Annotated in this window: 19 protein-coding genes; all 19 read left to right on the plus strand. The window is 43.7% G+C overall.

From position 1 onward, the window contains the following. Positions 1 to 46 precede the first annotated feature (46 nt). On the plus strand, positions 47 to 658 hold the full coding sequence (locus DWW33_RS12865; RefSeq protein ID WP_118639649.1) for a VWA-like domain-containing protein: 612 nt from the start codon (positions 47 to 49) through the stop codon (positions 656 to 658). Next, positions 655 to 1,437, plus strand: coding sequence for an arginase family protein (locus DWW33_RS12870; protein ID WP_118639650.1), 783 nt, complete (start codon positions 655 to 657; stop codon positions 1,435 to 1,437). Before DWW33_RS12865 ends, DWW33_RS12870 begins: the two co-directional genes overlap by 4 nt. A 221-nt stretch (positions 1,438 to 1,658) precedes the next feature. Beyond that, positions 1,659 to 2,774 (plus strand): Fic family protein, encoded by a 1,116-nt coding sequence (locus tag DWW33_RS12875; RefSeq protein ID WP_118639651.1) that lies wholly within the window; start codon positions 1,659 to 1,661, stop codon positions 2,772 to 2,774. Positions 2,775 to 3,058: 284 nt separating this feature from the next. Beyond that, a complete protein-coding gene (locus DWW33_RS12880) occupies positions 3,059 to 3,442 on the plus strand; it encodes a hypothetical protein (protein WP_117841924.1) in 384 nt (127 codons plus the stop codon). A 34-nt stretch (positions 3,443 to 3,476) separates the two neighbouring features. Beyond that, positions 3,477 to 5,036 carry a cobyric acid synthase gene (locus tag DWW33_RS12885; protein ID WP_118639652.1) on the plus strand — a complete coding sequence of 520 codons (1,560 nt, stop codon included), beginning with the start codon at positions 3,477 to 3,479 and terminating at the stop codon, positions 5,034 to 5,036. Beyond that, positions 5,014 to 6,078 (plus strand): nicotinate-nucleotide--dimethylbenzimidazole phosphoribosyltransferase, encoded by a 1,065-nt coding sequence (gene cobT, locus DWW33_RS12890; RefSeq protein ID WP_243088667.1) that lies wholly within the window; start codon positions 5,014 to 5,016, stop codon positions 6,076 to 6,078. The genes DWW33_RS12885 and cobT overlap by 23 nt, the downstream gene beginning before the upstream one ends. After that, positions 6,075 to 6,677 (plus strand): bifunctional adenosylcobinamide kinase/adenosylcobinamide-phosphate guanylyltransferase, encoded by a 603-nt coding sequence (locus DWW33_RS12895; protein WP_118639654.1) that lies wholly within the window; start codon positions 6,075 to 6,077, stop codon positions 6,675 to 6,677. Before cobT ends, DWW33_RS12895 begins: the two co-directional genes overlap by 4 nt. Before the next feature lie 16 nt (positions 6,678 to 6,693). Further along, positions 6,694 to 7,479: an adenosylcobinamide-GDP ribazoletransferase gene (locus DWW33_RS12900; protein WP_118639673.1), complete on the plus strand. Its 786-nt coding sequence runs from the start codon at positions 6,694 to 6,696 to the stop codon at positions 7,477 to 7,479. A gap of 121 nt (positions 7,480 to 7,600) precedes the next feature. After that, complete coding sequence (locus tag DWW33_RS12905) at positions 7,601 to 8,005, plus strand: bifunctional adenosylcobinamide kinase/adenosylcobinamide-phosphate guanylyltransferase (RefSeq protein ID WP_118639655.1); 405 nt, start codon at positions 7,601 to 7,603, stop codon at positions 8,003 to 8,005. After that, positions 7,978 to 8,727, plus strand: a complete 750-nt coding sequence (locus DWW33_RS12910; protein WP_118639656.1) for a histidine phosphatase family protein — start codon at positions 7,978 to 7,980, stop codon at positions 8,725 to 8,727. Before DWW33_RS12905 ends, DWW33_RS12910 begins: the two co-directional genes overlap by 28 nt. Further along, positions 8,724 to 9,692 (plus strand): adenosylcobinamide-phosphate synthase CbiB, encoded by a 969-nt coding sequence (gene cbiB / locus DWW33_RS12915; RefSeq protein WP_118639657.1) that lies wholly within the window; start codon positions 8,724 to 8,726, stop codon positions 9,690 to 9,692. Before DWW33_RS12910 ends, cbiB begins: the two co-directional genes overlap by 4 nt. A gap of 35 nt (positions 9,693 to 9,727) precedes the next feature. Further along, positions 9,728 to 10,762, plus strand: a complete 1,035-nt coding sequence (locus DWW33_RS12920; RefSeq protein WP_118639658.1) for a pyridoxal phosphate-dependent aminotransferase — start codon at positions 9,728 to 9,730, stop codon at positions 10,760 to 10,762. Continuing rightward, on the plus strand, positions 10,759 to 11,394 hold the full coding sequence (locus tag DWW33_RS12925; RefSeq protein WP_022244149.1) for a precorrin-8X methylmutase: 636 nt from the start codon (positions 10,759 to 10,761) through the stop codon (positions 11,392 to 11,394). The genes DWW33_RS12920 and DWW33_RS12925 overlap by 4 nt, the downstream gene beginning before the upstream one ends. A gap of 20 nt (positions 11,395 to 11,414) precedes the next feature. Beyond that, a complete protein-coding gene (gene cbiD / locus DWW33_RS12930) occupies positions 11,415 to 12,524 on the plus strand; it encodes a cobalt-precorrin-5B (C(1))-methyltransferase CbiD (protein WP_118639659.1) in 1,110 nt (369 codons plus the stop codon). After that, positions 12,521 to 13,282, plus strand: coding sequence for a precorrin-4 C(11)-methyltransferase (cobM, locus tag DWW33_RS12935; protein WP_118639660.1), 762 nt, complete (start codon positions 12,521 to 12,523; stop codon positions 13,280 to 13,282). Before cbiD ends, cobM begins: the two co-directional genes overlap by 4 nt. Before the next feature lie 15 nt (positions 13,283 to 13,297). Next, positions 13,298 to 14,299 (plus strand): cobalt-precorrin 5A hydrolase, encoded by a 1,002-nt coding sequence (locus DWW33_RS12940; protein ID WP_243088669.1) that lies wholly within the window; start codon positions 13,298 to 13,300, stop codon positions 14,297 to 14,299. Continuing rightward, complete coding sequence (gene cobJ / locus DWW33_RS12945) at positions 14,289 to 15,026, plus strand: precorrin-3B C(17)-methyltransferase (protein WP_118177392.1); 738 nt, start codon at positions 14,289 to 14,291, stop codon at positions 15,024 to 15,026. Before DWW33_RS12940 ends, cobJ begins: the two co-directional genes overlap by 11 nt. Continuing rightward, a complete protein-coding gene (cobK, locus tag DWW33_RS12950; protein ID WP_118639661.1) occupies positions 15,023 to 17,155 on the plus strand; it encodes a precorrin-6A reductase in 2,133 nt (710 codons plus the stop codon). Before cobJ ends, cobK begins: the two co-directional genes overlap by 4 nt. Further along, on the plus strand, positions 17,142 to 18,608 hold the full coding sequence (locus DWW33_RS12955) for a cobyrinate a,c-diamide synthase (protein WP_118639662.1): 1,467 nt from the start codon (positions 17,142 to 17,144) through the stop codon (positions 18,606 to 18,608). Before cobK ends, DWW33_RS12955 begins: the two co-directional genes overlap by 14 nt. Positions 18,609 to 18,629 lie beyond the last annotated feature (21 nt).

Below are 18,629 nucleotides of genomic sequence, written 5' to 3' on the forward strand. Positions count from 1 at the left end.
GTTTGTTTTCTATAATAGAGCCATAAGAAGAAAGAGAGGCGATATTATGGAGAAGAAATATCTTGAAATGACTAAAATGCTAAATTTCGATGTAGAGAGTATACAGTCTCTCATAAAAAATCGTAAATGGATAGAATTAGATGAATATAACAAAATAGCTGCCATTTATGATTTCGTAAGAAACGAGATATTGTTTGGATATAACAGTTCAGACTTGCCAGATTTTAACGAAAGAGATTTTGTCGCAAAAGAAATTTTGTTTTGGGCAGATACTTCCGGTTCAGTAAATCAAGATGCGCTTGAAGCAGTATATGCAGAAATTAGAGGTGTTATTGAGCAATTTAATGGTAAAATAAAGGGAAAGCTTGGGTTCTTTGATACAGATGTAACCACACCAATTTCGTTTGAAAATATTAATGAATTAGAAAAAATAATACCATATGGTGGAGGTGGTACTGATTTTACGGTTGTGTTTCATTATATAAAAAGTAATATGAAACACGACCTGTCAGCTGTCATTATTATATTTACTGATGGATATGGTTTATTTCCAGAAGAAGCAGATATACTTGATATTCCGGTTCTCTGGTTGATTGATAATGAAGATGTGAATCCACCCTTTGGAAAAGTAGCAAGACTAAGAAAGGCACAACAATGACAACCAATCATCTGATTTTAGATTTTTCGCATGTATATTGCGATGAAAACATACCAAAGAATACCGGCATCCACTGGCTGGACTGCTCTGAAATTGAGGAGTGTGATTTGTATTGTTCCAGACAGGCAGAAGAGAAAATCAGAGAAAAAATCAAGCCATATGGAATTCATGGAATCCATTTTCTGGATTCCGGAAATTATCATTATGTGACAGAAATTATGACAAGCCAGATTCAAAAGGAATTCCAGCTTGTTGTATTTGACCATCATACGGACATGCAAAAGCCGATGATTGAGCACATGACAAGCTGCGGAGACTGGGCAGAAAAGGTGTTAGAGACGAATCCATGGTTGCAGCAACTGATATTAATCGGACCGCAGGCGAAGGATATAGAGCAGCTTTATCGGGAAAATGATGGCTTGATGAATCGTAAAGAAATATCAGAAAAACTCCTTACTTTTTCTGCAGAAGAGATTCGTGCCGGAGAAGATAAAAATAAGATTTCCAAAATAAAAAAGAATCTGCCGGTTTATATATCCATAGATAAGGACATCTTAGATAAACAATATACGGAGACAAACTGGAGCCAGGGAAACATGTCACTTCCGATGCTGGAGCGATTGCTCTCACATTTTCTGGAAAACGGAAATATACTTGGCATTGATATCTGTGGAGAATGCCAGCAGGGAATTCCACTGCCGGAATATTTGCAGGCAGAAGAACTGAATGAAGAAACGAATCAGAAATTATTTGAGTTCCTGTCCCATTATATTTTATAACATTTCAAAGCAGAAAATAGGATATCCCCACAAGCTCTCCAAAGCTTTGTAAAATCTTGAAAAAGCTAATCTTCAGATATATAATGTTAAGAAAGTAAGAGCAATGAAGGAAGAGTATAAGATATTTGATGAGTACAGATTGCATAAAATGTTTTCTAAAATCAAGTTGTTTTCTGAATAAAGAACTTTGACTAGAATAACTATGAAGCGAGGTAGTGGATATGGAAAAAGACCCGTTTAAGGAATATTTGAGGGAGTCTGAACCGGATAAAGCTCATAAAGGATATGCTTGGAGTACGGCAATTGGACTTCAGGCAGTGGACGGACTCAAACCATCTAAATATCTGATTGATACCGCCATTCAGAACATTGAAGGTAAAATCACGATGAAAGAAGCACAGAGTCTTATTGACAGCTATTATGAAGAAAGACCAGTGCATTTGTCCGATGATGAGCGTACCGAAGAAGCAGATAAGGTTTCGTCCCGTATCGCAGAAATTCTTTCGGAAACAGCGTTTTCATTTTCACCAAACGAGTATATCTCTATCCACCGTAAACTCTTTCAGGGTATTTATAAACACGCCGGAAAGATTAGAGATTACAACATCACAAAGAAAGAATGGGTGCTTGATGGAGCAACTGTTATGTACGGTAGTGCTTCAGAACTGAGAGCTACACTTGAATATGATTTTTCGAAGGAGAAGGATTTTAGTTATAAAGGGCTTTCAATGGACGAGATTATTCATCATCTTGCGGTATTCATTTCAGGGTTATGGCAAATCCATATCTTCGGGGAAGGCAATACGAGAACAACGGCAGTGTTTTTCATCAAATATTTAAGGACGCTTGGGTTCTCTGCAACCAATGATATTTTTGCAGAAAATGCGTGGTATTTCAGAAATGCACTTGTCCGTGCAAACTATACAAACCTGCAAAAAGGTATTCACGAAACAACAGAGTATTTGGAAACATTTCTCAGAAATTTGCTTTTGAACGAGGAAAATGAGCTTCATAATCGAAATCTTCATATAAGTGGACTTTTGAACAAAGAAAAAGTGGACATTGGGGATGTAAAAGTGGATATTGAGGATATAAAAGTGGATATTGAAAGTGTACTTTCCGAAAAAAGTAGTGATTTCTTGGTAAAAACGACGATTCATATCCATAGACTTTTTGAGAAGTTTGGCTTTGATGAGGTGTTTGGAAGAAGTGCAGTTATGGAACTTCTTGAACTGAAAGGTTCAGGTGCTTCAAAACTTCTTTCCAATTTGGTGCAGGCAGATATTATTGAACCAGTGTCCGGTCACGGAAAAGGAAAATATAAATTCAAGAAGTAATGTATATCTTGTCTGAAGTTTTATAAGTTTTTTCTTGAAATTGTCGACACAGCGTGTAGACAATCCGATGTTTTATTTTCAGCAGAAGAAAAGAGAGAAAAGGGAAATTGTGTTGATGATAGAATCCAGAAATAAAAAAAGACAGCCACTTTTGGGGGGCGGTACAGTCGCCTCAATTGAGACTGTCTTATTTTTGACTAAATCAAAAGGGAAAGTATCTTTTCTAAAAACAAGGAATGTTATACAATATATCTGTTAAGATAAAAATATACGGAGGATGTCCGATGTATACAACATACAAAGAGTACTTAAAACAGGAGACGTCACTGCCCTTTGAAGAAGCCATGCAGATCTGGAACCAGATTGCAGAGCAGGGGGAGGCGGATGCAGCCTGCAGGGAACTCATAGACCGTTTTTTGAAATGTGCAGTAGACTATGTGCGAATCAGAAACGGATGGAACCAGAAATCGCTGGCAGAGAAAGGGCAGGCAGATGCGGAGCGCACCTGCTGTCATAATCTTGTAATCAGTGCGAAAAACAAGCTGTCCGTCTATATGTATGAGCATAAGCTGGGCAATGACTGGGATGATTGGTTAGGGGAAGAGCGAAAACGAATCGGAGACTTCGCATGTTATGTGGTACTGCTTCAGGGACTGGAAGCGAGATAGTATAGAAAACAAAAGAAATCGAGGAACTTATCACATGGCAAAAGTGATTATGATACAGGGAACAATGTCGAATGCCGGAAAAAGCCTGATTACAGCAGGCTTATGCCGCATCTTTCATCAGGACGGTTATCGTGTGGCACCTTTTAAGTCGCAGAATATGGCATTGAATTCCTATATTACAACAGAAGGGCTTGAAATGGGGCGGGCACAGGTTATGCAGGCAGAGGCAGCAGGAATCGAGCCACAGGTCTGTATGAACCCGATTCTTTTAAAGCCAACCAATGACATTGGCTCCCAGGTGATTGTCAACGGTACGGTCATTGGTAATATGCCGGCACGGGAATATTTTAACTATAAGAAAAAGCTTGTCCCGGATATATTAAAGGCATTTCACAAACTGGAAGAGCAGGCGGATATTATTGTAATAGAAGGGGCCGGAAGTCCGGCAGAAATTAATCTCAAGGAAAATGACATTGTAAATATGGGCATGGCGGAGATGGTAAATGCACCGGTTCTTCTGGCAGGAGATATTGACCGGGGCGGTGTGTTTGCACAGCTTTTAGGAACACTGATGCTTTTAGAAGAGCAGGAAAAATCCCGTGTAAAAGGTTTAATCATCAACAAATTCCGCGGAGACGTATCCATATTGGAACCGGGCATTCAGATGTTAGAGGAAAAAGGCGGCATTCCGGTCTGCGGAGTGGTGCCTTATATGAAGGTACAGCTTGAGGATGAAGACAGCCTGACCGGAAAATTCAAGCATCGAAAAGAGGCATTGATAGACTTGGCAGTTATCCGTTATCCGAGAATATCTAATTTTACGGATTTTGATGTTTTCGAGCATATGGAGGGAGTATCGGTGCGCTATGTGACTTCGGTGCAGGAAATCCATCATCCGGATGCCATTATTCTGCCGGGCAGTAAGAATACAATGGGTGACCTGAAATGGATGCGCGAAAATGGCATGGAAGCTATGATAAAGAAACTCTCCGCAGACACTCCGGTCATTGGAATCTGCGGCGGTTACCAGATGTTAGGAGAAAGCCTCGAAGACCCTTATTCGGTAGAGGAAGGCGGCAGCTTACGGGGCATGGAGCTATTGCCGCTTAAGACCGTGATGAGCCGGGAAAAGGTACGCCGTCAGGTAACGGGAACCATAGACTCTCTCACCGGTATGTTAGCTTCCCTTTCCGGCAAAGAATACAAAGGCTACGAGATTCATATGGGACATACCGGCGGAACACAGAAGCCAGAGCGGATACAGGCACCAAAGCAGATACAGGCGCAGCCTCAAGCTCATGTGCATGCACAGGAGAAATCCAGTACACAGGATGCAGTCGTTGTGCAGAAGGGAAATGTCTACGGAACGTATGTCCATGGTATTTTTGATGAGGGAGATATCGCATCCACTTTTATCCGGGCATTAGCGGAGAAAAAGGGAGTGCATTATGAAGATAATCAGGGCATGAATTATCAGCAGTATAAGGAGAGCCAGTACGATTTGCTGGCGGATACACTGCGGAAATATCTTGATATGGAAGCGGTTTATGGAATGCTGCAGGAGGCAGAATATGACAAAAGCAGAATTGGATAGCATAAAGATTTTGCCTTTGGAGGATAGTTGGTATCGAAAGGTAAAAGAGAAGCTGGATGGAATCGCCAAACCATTGGATGGGCTTGGAAAGTTTGAATATCTGATTGCACAGATTGGAGCCATAGAGAAGACGACCAGAATATCCATTCAGAAAAAAGCAGTTCTTGTTATGTGTGCAGACAATGGCGTGGTGGAAGAGCAGGTCAGCCAGAGTGGAAAAGAAGTAACTCTTGCAGTGGCAAAAGCCATGGGAGTAAATAATTCTTCTATAGGAAAGATGGCAGCAGTGGCAGGCGTGGATGTAATTCCGGTGGACATTGGAATTGATACAGACGAAGTGATTCCCGGAGTATTGCCACGAAAAGTTGCAAAGGGAACGAAAAACTTTGCTAAGGAACCTGCAATGACAGAAGAAGAGGTCTTAAAGGCAATAGAAACCGGAATACAACTGGTGCAGCAATGCCATAGAGAAGGGTATGAGATACTTGCTACAGGAGAGATGGGAATCGGAAATACAACCACTAGTACAGCCGTTGCAGCAGCACTTTTGGATTTAGAGGTAGAGCAGGTGACCGGCAAGGGCGCCGGATTAACGGATGAAGCATTAAAAAGAAAATGCAGGGTAATTAAAGAAGCAATAGAAAAATATTCCCTTCGTGATGCGGATGCATTTACCATATTAAAGACGGTAGGTGGACTGGACATAGCCGGATTGACAGGCGTATTTATCGGAGCAGCAATCGAGCAGATACCGGTTGTCATCGATGGCGTCATCAGTGCCGTTGCGGCACTTTTGGCAGAGACTTTTTGCAAGGGTGCCGTAAATTATATGATACCATCCCATAAGAGCCGGGAACTGGCAGAGACAGCGATTATGAAAAAGCTGTATTTAGATCCGGTATTGGATGCGGATATGGCACTGGGTGAGGGAACCGGTGCAGTGATGATGATGTCCCTGCTGGATGTGGCACTGGGCGTGTATTTGCAGGGAGCATCCTTTGCAAATTTTGAGATAGAACAGTACAAGAGGTATGAAGAATGATTGCATTGGTAATCGGCGGAAGCGGCAGCGGAAAATCCGCATATGCAGAACAAATGGCAGTGAAAGCCGCAGGCAACGGCAGCCTCTTTTATGTAGCCACCATGCAGGTGTATGATGAAGAAGGAAAGAAAAAAGTAGAGCGTCACCAGAAAATGCGGGCAGGAAAAGGCTTTCTTACGATAGAGCAGCCGAGAAGACTTAAAGAGGCAGCAAAGAAAGTGGCAACCGAAAAAGTGTCAGCAGGAAAAGTTGCAGCAGAAAGAGTGTCGGCCGGGAAAATAGTTTTGCTGGAATGTATGTCGAACCTCGTTGCCAACGAAATGTTTTCAGAAGAAAATCTGTCTGCTGTGATGGATGAAGCGAAAATAAAGCAGCTTTCTCATGAAATTATAAGTGGAGTAACAGCATTGCAGGATTCCTGTGATATACTGATTATTGTCACGAATCAGATATTTGAAGACGGAATCCGTTATGACGCATCCACAATGGATTATATCCGGTTGTTAGGAGATATAAACCGGCAGATTGCAGAGCGGGCAGAGCAGGTTATTGAAGTAGTAGCAGGGATTCCGATTTTCATAAAAAAGGATGGAATTTAAGAAAGAAGAGGAATACATGAAAATTATAAAAGGATTCGTCATTGCATTTTCTATATATTCAAAAATACCGGTGCCACAGTTTGACTGGAAGGAAGAAGATATGCAGTATCACCTCTGCTTCTTCCCATTGATTGGTCTTATCATTGGTGCATTGGAAGCCGGCTGGTTCTTTTTGGGAAATGCAGTCGAGATAAGCCATCTTTGCAAAACACTGATAGCGGTGGCAATTCCACTGCTTGTTACCGGTGGCTTTCATATGGATGGATTTATGGATACCATGGATGCATTTCATTCCTATCAGGATAAGGAGAAGAAGCTGGAAATTTTAAAGGACCCGCATATTGGAGCATTTTCCGTATTGATGCTGGTTTTATATTATCTTATTTATGGAGCAGCATATGCGGAGCTTACGGAATTGTCTGCAATTCTTGTAGTGGGAATTGGCTTTGCGTTATCACGAAGCTTAAGCGGAATTGGTGTGGTAAGCCTGAAGGCGGCAAAAAAGGACGGTATGCTTGCTTATTTTGCAGACAGCGCCCAGAAAAAAAGAGTGCTGGCAGTCCTCATCATAGAGGCAGTTGTCTACAGTGGATGTATGATTTATGTAAACCTGTGGGCGGGGCTTGCAGCAGTAGTTGTGGCATTGCTCTGTTATGGATATTATAGCTGGAAAAGCCGGAAGGAATTTGGCGGAATCAATGGTGATACCGCAGGATATTTTGTGTCATTATGCGAAAATGCCATGGCAGTTGCAGTGGTAGTTGTTTTTCACTTTATAGGAAATTGCTTTCCTGTAAAGTAAAAAACGCTCCGCGAGTATGCGCACTGCGGCGTATAAGGTAGATGCTGCAAGCGACCGCCGCAGGCACGAGAATGTGCCAAGGCACATTCTTTGTTTTATAGCAGGCTGGAAAGGAAAAATCATGGAATTATTTTTGGGCGGATGTTACCAGGGAAAAAAGGAATATGTGTTAAAACTTCATCCGGAATGTAAAGGTCAGGTGATAGAGGGCGAAAACCTTCCTGCAGACTGGGATGGAATGATAAAAGAACTGCAGGAATTTGAGAATCCGGTCATTAACCATTTACACCTGTGGGTCCGGAAATGTCTTGAGCAGCAGGCGGATGTGGAACTGTTAACTGATAAACTGCTGGAAACATATCCGGGACTTATTTTCATCTGTGATGAGATTGGAAACGGAATTGTACCGATGGATGCTCTTGAACGGGATTACAGGGAGCGGACCGGAAGACTACAGATACGGATTGCCGAGAAGGCAGAAAGGGTAGAACGCATTGTATGTGGAATCAGCCAGAGATTAAAATAAATTTATTGCTTATCCGTCATGGAAAGACCCCGTCAAATCGGGAACACCGGTATTTGGGTGTAACAGAAGAAGCTTTATCCGGGGAAGGCAGAAAGCAGTTGGAGATTCTTGCAGAAAAAGACATTTTAAAAAAACCATGGCTGCTTTTCATCAGTCCGATGCTGCGCTGTCAGGAGAGTGCTGGTATACTTTTTCCGGGAAAGAAAGCTTATCCGATAGAAGAATGGCGGGAGATGAATTTTGGTGCATATGAGGGAAAGAATTACGAAGATTTGAAAAATGATTCCTATTATCAGAAATGGATTGACAGCAATGGCACACTGCCTTTTCCGGAAGGCGAGAGCCAGCAGGAATATATAAAACGTTGCCAAAGGGGACTTCATGCCGCAACAAAAATCATAGAGGGAAAAATCACCGGAGAAATCGCAGATGCTGCAATGCCGTTATCAAAGAGTCGAATAACAGAACTCCGGGAGCCTGAAAAACAGATAGCAGAAAGTCAGATGATAGAAAATCAAATAGCAGAAAATCAGATGACAGAAAGTCAGCCCCGGAATATAACAGCGGTTGTACACGGCGGCACAATTATGGCACTGCTTCACATTCTTGCAGGCGGAAATTATTTTGATTATCAGGTGAAAAATGGAGGCGGCTACTGCTGTAAGCTCAGACTTTGCGGGGAAGAATGGAAATTAGATTCCCTTGAGGAGATTACAATATGATTTATCACATGATTGCGTTCGGACTGGGATTTTGCCTGGACCTTCTTTTGGGAGATCCATACTGGCTGCCACATCCCATCCGGGTGATTGGAAATTTTATAGGGATATTGGAAAAAAGAATGAATAAAAAGGAGTGCAGTGAGAAATACCTTGTAAGAGCAGGCATTGGAGTGGTTGCGCTTGTTTTGCTGACAGTTCTTATGGTGACCGCACTTCTTCTGATTCTTGCGTACCGGATTCATCCGGTGGCAGGTGTTATCTTGGAAATGATTATGACCTATCAGATTCTTGCTGCAAAATGCCTGAAAGTAGAAAGCATGAAGGTATATAATTGTTTAAAGGAGAATGACCTTATAGCGGCAAGACATGCTGTTTCCATGATTGTAGGAAGAGATACCGGGCGGCTGGATGAAACCGGAGTGGCAAGGGCTGCCATTGAAACGGTGGCGGAAAATACTTCGGATGGAGTCATTGCACCGATGCTGTATACCGCACTTGGCGGACCGGTTCTGGGCTTTTTTTATAAGGCAGTCAATACGATGGATTCCATGGTAGGATATAAGAATGAACGTTATCTTCATTTTGGCAGAGCTGCCGCAAAATTCGATGATATCTGCAATTATATCCCATCCCGTATCAGTGCATACCTGATGATTGTAGGGACGTATTTCCTTGGAAAGGAATATGACGGGAAGCATGCATATTACATTTATAAAAGGGACCGGTATCATCATGCCAGCCCGAACTCTGCTCAGACAGAGGCAGTTTGTGCAGGAGCACTGTCCATACAGCTTGCAGGAGATGCCTGGTATTTTGGCAAACGGGTGAAAAAGCCGTTTATCGGAGATGCACTGCGTCCGGTGGAATACGAGGACATCAGAAGAGCAAACCGGCTTTTGTATGCGACTGCATTTTTATGTGAAGGCATTTGCCTTTTGGTGATGGGATTGTTATTCTTTATATGATTGAAAGGATAACAATACAGGAAAGGAACAGGAATATGGTACATGGAGGAGACATCTACCGTAATTGCATATCGTTAGATTATTCTGTAAATATCAATCCTCTGGGCATACCGGCATCTGTAGAGGCAGCCCTTAGGGAAGCGGTGTCTTTATGCAGCCGGTATCCGGATATCAGGCAGGAGAAGCTGAAGGCAGCCATTGCTGAGATGGATAAGGTAGCGGCAGATGAGATATTGTGCGGAAATGGAGCTTCTGAACTTTTTCCTGCAATTCTTCATGCATTAAAACCAAAGAAAATACTGATTCCGGTTCCTTCTTTTTATGGTTACGAGTGGGCTGCCGGAACGGAAGCGTGTGAAGTAAGTTATTTTCCATTGCGGGAACAGGATAATTTTGTGCTGGGAGAGGACTTTATTGAGGCATTAGATAAAGAAACGGAGCTTATATACCTTGCTAATCCCAATAATCCCACCGGACAGTTAATTCCACCGGAGATTTTAAAAGGGATTTTAAAGCGGTGTCAGGAGCTTGATATAATAGTGGTGGTAGATGAATGCTTCCTGCCATTTTGTGAGGAGGCTTCGATTTATGAAGAAATGGAAGCGGGCATGAAATGTGGGAATCTGATTCAGGTGAGAGCATTTACCAAGACCTTTGCCATACCGGGAGTCCGGCTGGGTTATCTTATCTGCCGGAACAGGGAAGTATGTCAGAAGATTGCAAGACAGCTTCCGGAATGGAACTTATCGGTATTTGCCCAGATGGCAGGATGCGCTGCAGCAAAAGAAACGGAATTTATCGGGGAAAGCAGAAAACTCATAAAAGAGCAGCGGAGTATTCTGACAAAAGAGCTGACATCCTTAGGCTTCCGGGTGTATCCGTCCCAGGCGGATTATATTCTATTTTACACAGAGTTACCGTTATATGAGTTACTTTTAAAGAAACAGATTTTGATTCGAAATTGTGAAAATTACAGAGGTCTGTCCAAAGGATATTACCGGATTGCAGTAAGAGGGCAGGCAGAGAATGAGCGGCTGATAAGCGCATTAAGAGAGGTGACAGAGAAATGAATCCCATCGAATTTGTATTGCCGGGAGAGATTGAAAAACGCAGCTTTGAGATTATTTCAGAGGAATTAGAAAAGCGTCAGATTGTATTGCCTAAGGAGCAGGAGCCTGTTACCAAGCGTGTGATACATACCAGCGCAGATTTTGATTATGCAGAGACAATGTGTTATTCTGACCATGCAGTAGAAATTGCAAAGGAACTGATTCTTAAGGGCGCCGATATTGTAACGGATACCAATATGGCACTTGCCGGAATCAATAAGAAAATACTGGCATCATTTGGCGGAGAAGCCCATTGCTTTATGGCGGATTTGGATGTAGCACAGCTTGCCAGAGAGCGGCAGGTAACAAGAGCCACCATCAGCATGGAGAAAGCCGCAGCCATTGAAAAACCAGTTATTTTTGCGGTGGGAAATGCACCGACGGCGTTAATCGAGCTTCATAAAATGATAACGGAGGGACGCTACCAGCCGGCATTTATTATCGGAGTTCCGGTAGGCTTCGTAAATGTGGTACCGGCAAAAGAATTGATTATGGAAACAGAAGTACCGTATATCATTAACCGGGGCAGAAAGGGCGGGAGCAATGTTGCCGCAGCTATCTGCAATGCAATTTTGTATCAATTAAGACGATAGTAAAATCAGGGGGAAGAAAGATGCAATATGGGTTTACCTCCGGAAGCTGTGCCGCAGCCGCAGCAAAGGCAGCAGTCTATATGCTGCTGAGTGGAAGAAGAAAAACAGAGATTACCATTGAGACACCAAAGGGAATTCCCTACCATGCAACGGTGGAGTATATCGAAATTCAGGAAACAGAAGTTTCCTGCGCGGTACAAAAGGACGGCGGGGATGACCCGGATGTGACAACGGGGGCATGGATTTATGCAACGGTGAGCATTTGTGAAGAAAATAACAATCAGATAGAAATAGATGGCGGCAACGGTGTTGGCAGGGTTACGCGGCCGGGATTAGACCAGCCGGTAGGAAATGCCGCAATTAATACGGTGCCACGGCAGATGATTGCAAAAGAAGTATCAGAGGTCTGCCATCTGTTTGATTTTCAGGGCGGAATCAAAGTCGTAATTTCAGTGCCGGAAGGAGAAAATCTTGCGGCACAGACTTTTAATCCGAGACTTGGAATAAAGGGCGGAATCTCGATACTTGGAACCAGCGGTATTGTTGAGCCTATGAGTGATAAGGCATTGCTGGATACCATAGCAGTGGAATTGAAACAGAAGCGGGCAGAAGGTCATTCTATTGTTGCCATATCGCCGGGCAACTACGGATTGGAATTTATGAAACGGACCTATGGTTATGATTTGGAGCGCAGTGTAAAATGCAGCAACTTTATCGGACAGACCATTGACATGGTAAAAGAACTTGGATTTTCCAAAATGCTCTTAACCGGTCATATCGGAAAGCTGATAAAGGTATCCGGCGGCATTATGAACACCCATTCCAAAGAGGCAGACTGCCGGATGGAGCTTCTGGCGGCGGCAGCAATCCGGGCGGGCGCAGAAGTGACACTGCTTCGGGAAATATTAGACTGCATTGGTACAGAGGATGCCGTAGACCGGATTCGAAAAGCCGGACTTTTAGAACCTGCCATGGAATATGTCATGGAAAAAATTGAAGACCATCTTAAGCATCGTGCCGGGGATGGACTGGAAATAGAATGTATGGTTTATAGTAATGATATCGGACTTTTAGGTGTAACGCCGGGAGCAGAGGCATTATTAAAAGAACTGTTGGAGGAAAAGCAATGATTCATTTTGTTGGAGCAGGGTGCGGAGCACCGGATTTGATTACCGTAAGAGGAATGCATCTTTTGGAAAAAGCGGATGTGATTATCTATGCCGGTTCACTGGTAAATCCTGAGCTTTTAAATTATGCCAAAGCAGACTGTCAGGTATATAACAGTGCAGTGATGACATTGGAAGAAGTCCTTGCAGTTATGGTGGAGGCAGAGCAGGAAGGAAAAGATGTGGTGCGGCTGCATACCGGAGAACCAAGCATATATGGAGCAGTGCAGGAGCAGATGCAGGAGCTGGATGCAAAAAAGATAGCCTATGATTCTACGCCGGGAGTAAGTGCCTGCTTTGGAGCAGCGGCAGCCATGAATCTGGAGTATACCCTGCCGGATATTTCCCAGTCCCTTATCATTACCAGAATGGAGGGACGGACGGCTGTTCCGGAGAAAGAAAGCATTGAGGCATTTGCTGCCCATCAGTGTTCCATGGCAATCTATTTAAGCACCGGAATGTTGGAGAAGTTATCTGAGCGTCTGATAAAGGGCGGCTATTCAAAGGATACCACTGCGGCACTGGCTTATAAGGTAAGCTGGCCGGAGGAAGAAATATATATCTGCACGGTAGAAACATTGGCACAGACAGCGGCAGAACATGGAATTACCAAAACGGCACTGGTTCTCGTTGGAGATGTCATTAACAAGAGCGGATACAGCAAATCCAGACTGTATGCAGAAGATTTCTCCACAGAATTCCGGGCAGCAAAAAAATCATAAGAAGGCGGAAAGAAAATGCAGTCATTGAAATGGAGTGTCATCAGCTTTACCGAAAAGGGAGCAGAGCTTGCCGAAAAGATAAAAAGACTTTCCAAAGAGCAGCAGCTTCCCTATGAAATTCATACTTATCATGGCAGAAAACAGGTGGAAAATCTGAACGCGTGGACAAAGGAACAGTTTTCCCTAAGAAATGCAATCATTTTTATCGGAGCATGTGGAATTGCAGTGCGAACAATTGCCCCATTTCTTAAGGACAAGCTGACAGACAGTCCGGTGCTGGTACTGGATGAGGCAGGCAATTATGTCATTCCTCTTTTATCCGGGCATGTAGGAGGCGCCAATGAGATAGCACTGCAGCTGGCAGAGTTATTAGGAGCAGTTCCGGTAATTACCACAGCGACCGACATTAATAATGCCTTTGCCATAGATGTATTTGCAAAAAAGCATGACCTTTCCATTGATAAAAAAGAAGGCATTAAGAAGGTTTCTGCAAAGGTGCTGGAAAAAAAGAAGCTTTCCATGACAATCGCTCCGGAATATGCTGCCAAAGTGGATGTGGCAATCGGCACACCAGAGGATGGGCAGAAGCCGGAACCATTATTGAACTTAATCCCCAAAGAATATATTCTTGGAATCGGATGCAGAAGGAATAAAGAAGAACAGGAACTTAAGGCATTTGCAGAAAACTGTTTAAAGGAAGCCGGAGTAGACTGGAAACAGATACGGGCGATTGCTTCGATTGATAAAAAGAAGGATGAAAATGCAATTCTAAAACTTGCGGCAGAACATGGCATTCCATTTCTCACCTTTGATGCAGAAACCTTAAGCCGTGTGTCCGGTACCTTTGATTCATCGGTATTTGTGGAAAGCCAGGTGGGCGTAGACAATGTCTGCGAGCGGGCAGCCATGGCAGCCTGCCGGGATAATGGAAGGCTGGTGCTTCAGAAAAAAGCGGAAAATGGAATGACACTGGCAATAGCAAAAGAAGATTGGAGACTGACTTTATATGAAGAATAAAATATGGATTGTTGGAATGGGACCGGGAAATGAAGAGATGATGACAGGCAGAGCCATCGAAGTATTAGAACAGGTGGACGTAATCATCGGATATACCGTATACCTTGATTTGTTAGGAGAACGTTTTCAAGACAAGGAATTTCTTTCCACGCCGATGCGGCAGGAAGAAAAACGCTGCAGAATGTGTTTTGAGGAAGCAGAAAAAGGCAAAAGCGTGGCAATGGTATGCAGCGGCGATGCCGGTGTCTATGGAATGGCATCACTGATGTATGAGATCGGAAAAGAATATCCGGCGATTTCACTGGAAGTGATACCGGGAATTACCGCAGCCAACAGCGGAGCAGCGGTTCTTGGAGCACCATTAAATCATGACTACTGTGTAATCAGTCTCAGTGACCTTATGACACCATGGGAGTTAATTGAAAAGAGGCTGATTATGGCGGCACGGGGAGATTTTGCTATTGCACTTTATAATCCATCCAGCCGGAAGCGGGCAGACTATTTGGAAAGAGCATGCAAAATTCTGCTTCAGGAGATAGAACCGGAGCGCGCATGCGGTTATGTGGAAAATATCGGAAGAGACGGAGAAAGCACAGTTACCTGTACTTTAGAAGAATTACAGAGTAAATCAGTAAATATGTTTACTACCGTTTTTGTTGGAAATTCCAGAACCAGAATTCAGGATGGAAAATTAATCACACCAAGAGGCTATAAGATAGAGCAATGAAAAAAATAATCATTTTTTCAGGAACAACAGAAGGAAGAAAATTATCGGAACTGATGGCGGCAGCAGGCATAGCCCACACCGTATCGGTGGCAACCGATTATGGAAAGCTGGTTATGAAGGCGCATCCGAAGGTGAAGATTCAGGAAGGACGCCTTTCCAAAGAAGCTATGTCAGAATTTCTAAGGAAAGAATCCTTTGACCTTGTAATCGATGCCACTCATCCCTATGCGGTGGAAGTGACCAGAACCATAAAAAGCTGCGTTGCCGGAATGAAAGCGGATGGACTTGAGGTCATTTACTTACGGCTGAAACGGAGCATCCAGGCGTCAGAAGAAGCAGGACTTCGTTTCTTTGACAGCAATGAGGCCTGTGCAGAAGCATTAAAGGAAATCAAGGGAAACATTCTTCTTACTACAGGAAGCAAGGAACTTTCCGTATATACCGCATCCGAAGAAGTAAAAAAACGTCTTTACGTCCGGGTACTGCCGGGGCTGGAAAGTCTTGAAATCTGCCGGAGGGAAGGAATTCTGCCACAACAGATTCTGGCACTGCAGGGACCTTTTTCTGAAGAATTCAATGATGCACTGATTCATCAGTACGGGATAAAATGTATGGTAACAAAGCAGGGCGGCATTACCGGAGGCTTTTTAGAAAAAAAAGAAGCAGCTTTAAAAAATCATATCCCGCTTTTGGTCATTCGTCAGGAGGCAGCAGAGGAAGACGGACTTTCCTTTGATGCAGTCTGTGAGAAAATCGAAACATTAACAGGGGTAAACTTTTCCTTAAGACCGGCGGAGCTTATGATTACGCTGGCAGGAATCGGACCGGGGGATGCAGATATGATGACCGTCCGGTTAAAGGAAACATTGGCAGAAGCGGACCTTGTATTAGGTGCGAAACGTCTGATAGAGGCGGTGACACCGAAGCTTGAAAAAGAGGCACTTTATCTGCCGGATAAAATCCTTACATGGCTTAAGGAAAAGAGCAGACAGTATGCGGTGCATGAAAAACTGAAGGTAGTCATCCTTTTTTCCGGGGATATTGGTTTTTATAGTGGCTGGAGCAAGGTAAGAATCTGTCTGCAGGAAGCGCTGCAAAAGGGCATACTTCATGGAACCTTGCAAAGCATTCCGGGCATTTCTTCCATTCAGATGATGGCAGCAGCCTGTGGCGTAAGCTGGGAAAATGCCGGAATTTACAGTATACATGGCAAAACAGATACGGATGGCTGGCAGGCAGAAGTGATACGCAGGATGCATGAAAATGGGCGGCTGTTTCTTTTGGTATCCGGAGCAGAAGACATCCGGAAATTAGGAGCACTTTTTTCGGATAAAGAGAATTGCAGAATTACAGTGGGGTACCAGTTATCTTATCCGCAGCAGAAGCTGATGGTGCTTACACCGGAAGCGTGCAGAGAGACAGAACAGGAAGGATTGTATGTTGTCATGATAGAGAAGGAAGAACAGAAAGCGAATGAAGAATGTGCGGAGCAGGGAAAGCGCAGGGAACAGGAAGCGCAGGAAGAGCCAGCAACTTTGTCACCGGGAATCCCGGATGAAGCCTTTATTCGTGGGAAAGTTCCAATGACCAAAGGGGAAGTGCGTCAGGTCAGCCTTTGTAGCCTGCGGCTTCAGAAAGATTCGGTGCTTTATGATATTGGAAGCGGAACGGGTTCGATTGCTGTGGAAGCAGCCCATTTATCCAAAGGAATCAAAGTCTATGCCATTGAAAAGAAAGAAGAGGCGCTAGCACTTCTGGCACAGAATAAAGAGAAGTTTCAGGTAGCAAATATGGAGATTATCCGGGGAACGGCACCGGAAGCATGCAATGGATTAGAGGAGCCAACCCATGTTTTCATCGGGGGAAGCGGTGGACACCTGATGGAAATTTTAGAAGTACTGGCAGCAAAAAAGAGAAGAATAAGAGTTGTAATGAATGCTATAAGTCTTGAGACGGTGGCAGAATTCAAACAGGTAAAAGAACGGTTTTCGGTATGCAATTTTGAAATGATTCAGATGCAGGTCAGCCGTTATCATGAGTTTGGTTCTTATTATATGCCAAAGGCAGAAAATCCGGTTATGATATGTTCCTTTGATTTGCAGGGAGGAGAAGCGGATGCAGAAGCGTAAAGGAGTAGTTCTTGCAGCACCGAAAAGTGGCAGTGGAAAGACATTGATTGCCTGTGCGTTAATCGAAGCCATGAAAGAAGCAGGAGTCAATGTCTGCACATTTAAGTGCGGACCGGATTATATAGACCCGATGTTTCACCGGACGATTTTAGGCGTACCGGGTGGGAATCTGGATACTTATTTTACCGGCGAAGCAAAGACAAAAGAGATATTTATGGAAGAGACACCGGAAGATGCATTTGCAGTGGTAGAGGGTGTCATGGGACTTTATGACGGACTTGGCGGAATTTTTGAAGAAGGTTCCACCTATCATCTGGCAAAAGCAATTTCTCTGCCGGTGATTCTGGTAATTGATGCACATGGCATGGGAAGAACGATACTTCCGCTGATACAGGGACTTTTATCCTATGACAAAGCCGGAATCATAAAGGGCGTGATACTAAACCGGGTCAGCAAAATGTTCTATGCGTCATTAAAAGAGTTAATCGAAACCGAATTATCCATAGAAGTGCTGGGCTGTTTTACGGAACAGAGGGGGCTTCATCTGGAGAGCCGCCACTTAGGCTTAAAACTTCCGGAAGAAAAGCGTGATTTAAAAGAACAGGTATGCCGCGGGGCAGACAGCTTAAAAGAAACGGTATCGATAGAGCGGATTTTAGCAATTGGGGGAGCCGGAGAAAAGGATGCGGCATCCCCAAAAGTTGATAGTCACGAAAACAAAGTGACATATCAGAGAGCAGATATCTATGAAAATGATATGGTATTCCAGAGAGCAGATATCAAAGAAAATGACACCCATGAAAGTAAACTCCGCCTTGCCATCGCAAGAGATGAGGCATTTTGTTTTTATTATCAGGAGAACCTGAAACTGCTTTCAAAAAGGGGCTTTGAGCTGGTGCCGTTTTCTCCCCTGCATGATAAGAAATTGCCGGAGCATATCAGCGGATTACTGTTAGGCGGGGGATATCCGGAACTTTTTGCAAAGGAATTATCCGAAAATGACAGCATGAAGACAGCCATACGGGAAGCCATCCGGGGCGGACTTCCGTCACTGGCAGAATGTGGGGGTTTTCTTTATCTTCATAAATCACTGAAGGATATGGAAGGCAGACAATATTCCATGGCGGGCGTAATTGATGCAGATGCAGATTACCGGGGAAAACTGGTGCGTTTTGGCTATGTGGAGCTTACTGAGAAAGAGAGCTGTTTCCTGCCGGAAAAAGAAGGAATCCGGGGACACGAATTCCATTATTTTGACAGTACGGAAAATGGAACGGACTGCGTGGCAAAGAAACCGACCGGAAGCAGAAGGTGGGAATGTGTCTGGGAAGGAGAAAACCACTGGTGGGGATTTCCTCATCTTTATTATCCGTCCAACCCTTCTTTTGCGGAGCATTTCTATCAGCAGGCAGGATTGTATCAACAATCGAAATTGAAGCAAAAAGATAAATAGAAGTAAAAGATAATTTAAAAT

The sequence above is a fragment of the Roseburia sp. AF15-21 genome (genome assembly GCF_003479505.1).
GTDB classification, from domain to species: Bacteria; Bacillota; Clostridia; order Lachnospirales; family Lachnospiraceae; genus Roseburia_C; species Roseburia_C amylophila.

Bases quoted from the DNA above. Each gene is read 5' to 3' on its own strand.
- DWW33_RS12865 (WP_118639649.1), top strand. From the start codon at position 47: ATGGAGAAGAAATATCTTGAAATGACTAAAATGCTAAATTTCGATGTA.
- DWW33_RS12870 (WP_118639650.1), top strand. From the start codon at position 655: ATGACAACCAATCATCTGATTTTAGATTTTTCGCATGTATATTGCGAT.
- DWW33_RS12875 (WP_118639651.1), top strand. From the start codon at position 1,659: ATGGAAAAAGACCCGTTTAAGGAATATTTGAGGGAGTCTGAACCGGAT.
- DWW33_RS12880 (WP_117841924.1), top strand. From the start codon at position 3,059: ATGTATACAACATACAAAGAGTACTTAAAACAGGAGACGTCACTGCCC.
- DWW33_RS12885 (WP_118639652.1), top strand. From the start codon at position 3,477: ATGGCAAAAGTGATTATGATACAGGGAACAATGTCGAATGCCGGAAAA.
- cobT (WP_243088667.1), top strand. From the start codon at position 5,014: ATGACAAAAGCAGAATTGGATAGCATAAAGATTTTGCCTTTGGAGGAT.
- DWW33_RS12895 (WP_118639654.1), top strand. From the start codon at position 6,075: ATGATTGCATTGGTAATCGGCGGAAGCGGCAGCGGAAAATCCGCATAT.
- DWW33_RS12900 (WP_118639673.1), top strand. From the start codon at position 6,694: ATGAAAATTATAAAAGGATTCGTCATTGCATTTTCTATATATTCAAAA.
- DWW33_RS12905 (WP_118639655.1), top strand. From the start codon at position 7,601: ATGGAATTATTTTTGGGCGGATGTTACCAGGGAAAAAAGGAATATGTG.
- DWW33_RS12910 (WP_118639656.1), top strand. From the start codon at position 7,978: ATGTGGAATCAGCCAGAGATTAAAATAAATTTATTGCTTATCCGTCAT.
- cbiB (WP_118639657.1), top strand. From the start codon at position 8,724: ATGATTTATCACATGATTGCGTTCGGACTGGGATTTTGCCTGGACCTT.
- DWW33_RS12920 (WP_118639658.1), top strand. From the start codon at position 9,728: ATGGTACATGGAGGAGACATCTACCGTAATTGCATATCGTTAGATTAT.
- DWW33_RS12925 (WP_022244149.1), top strand. From the start codon at position 10,759: ATGAATCCCATCGAATTTGTATTGCCGGGAGAGATTGAAAAACGCAGC.
- cbiD (WP_118639659.1), top strand. From the start codon at position 11,415: ATGCAATATGGGTTTACCTCCGGAAGCTGTGCCGCAGCCGCAGCAAAG.
- cobM (WP_118639660.1), top strand. From the start codon at position 12,521: ATGATTCATTTTGTTGGAGCAGGGTGCGGAGCACCGGATTTGATTACC.
- DWW33_RS12940 (WP_243088669.1), top strand. From the start codon at position 13,298: ATGCAGTCATTGAAATGGAGTGTCATCAGCTTTACCGAAAAGGGAGCA.
- cobJ (WP_118177392.1), top strand. From the start codon at position 14,289: ATGAAGAATAAAATATGGATTGTTGGAATGGGACCGGGAAATGAAGAG.
- cobK (WP_118639661.1), top strand. From the start codon at position 15,023: ATGAAAAAAATAATCATTTTTTCAGGAACAACAGAAGGAAGAAAATTA.
- DWW33_RS12955 (WP_118639662.1), top strand. From the start codon at position 17,142: ATGCAGAAGCGTAAAGGAGTAGTTCTTGCAGCACCGAAAAGTGGCAGT.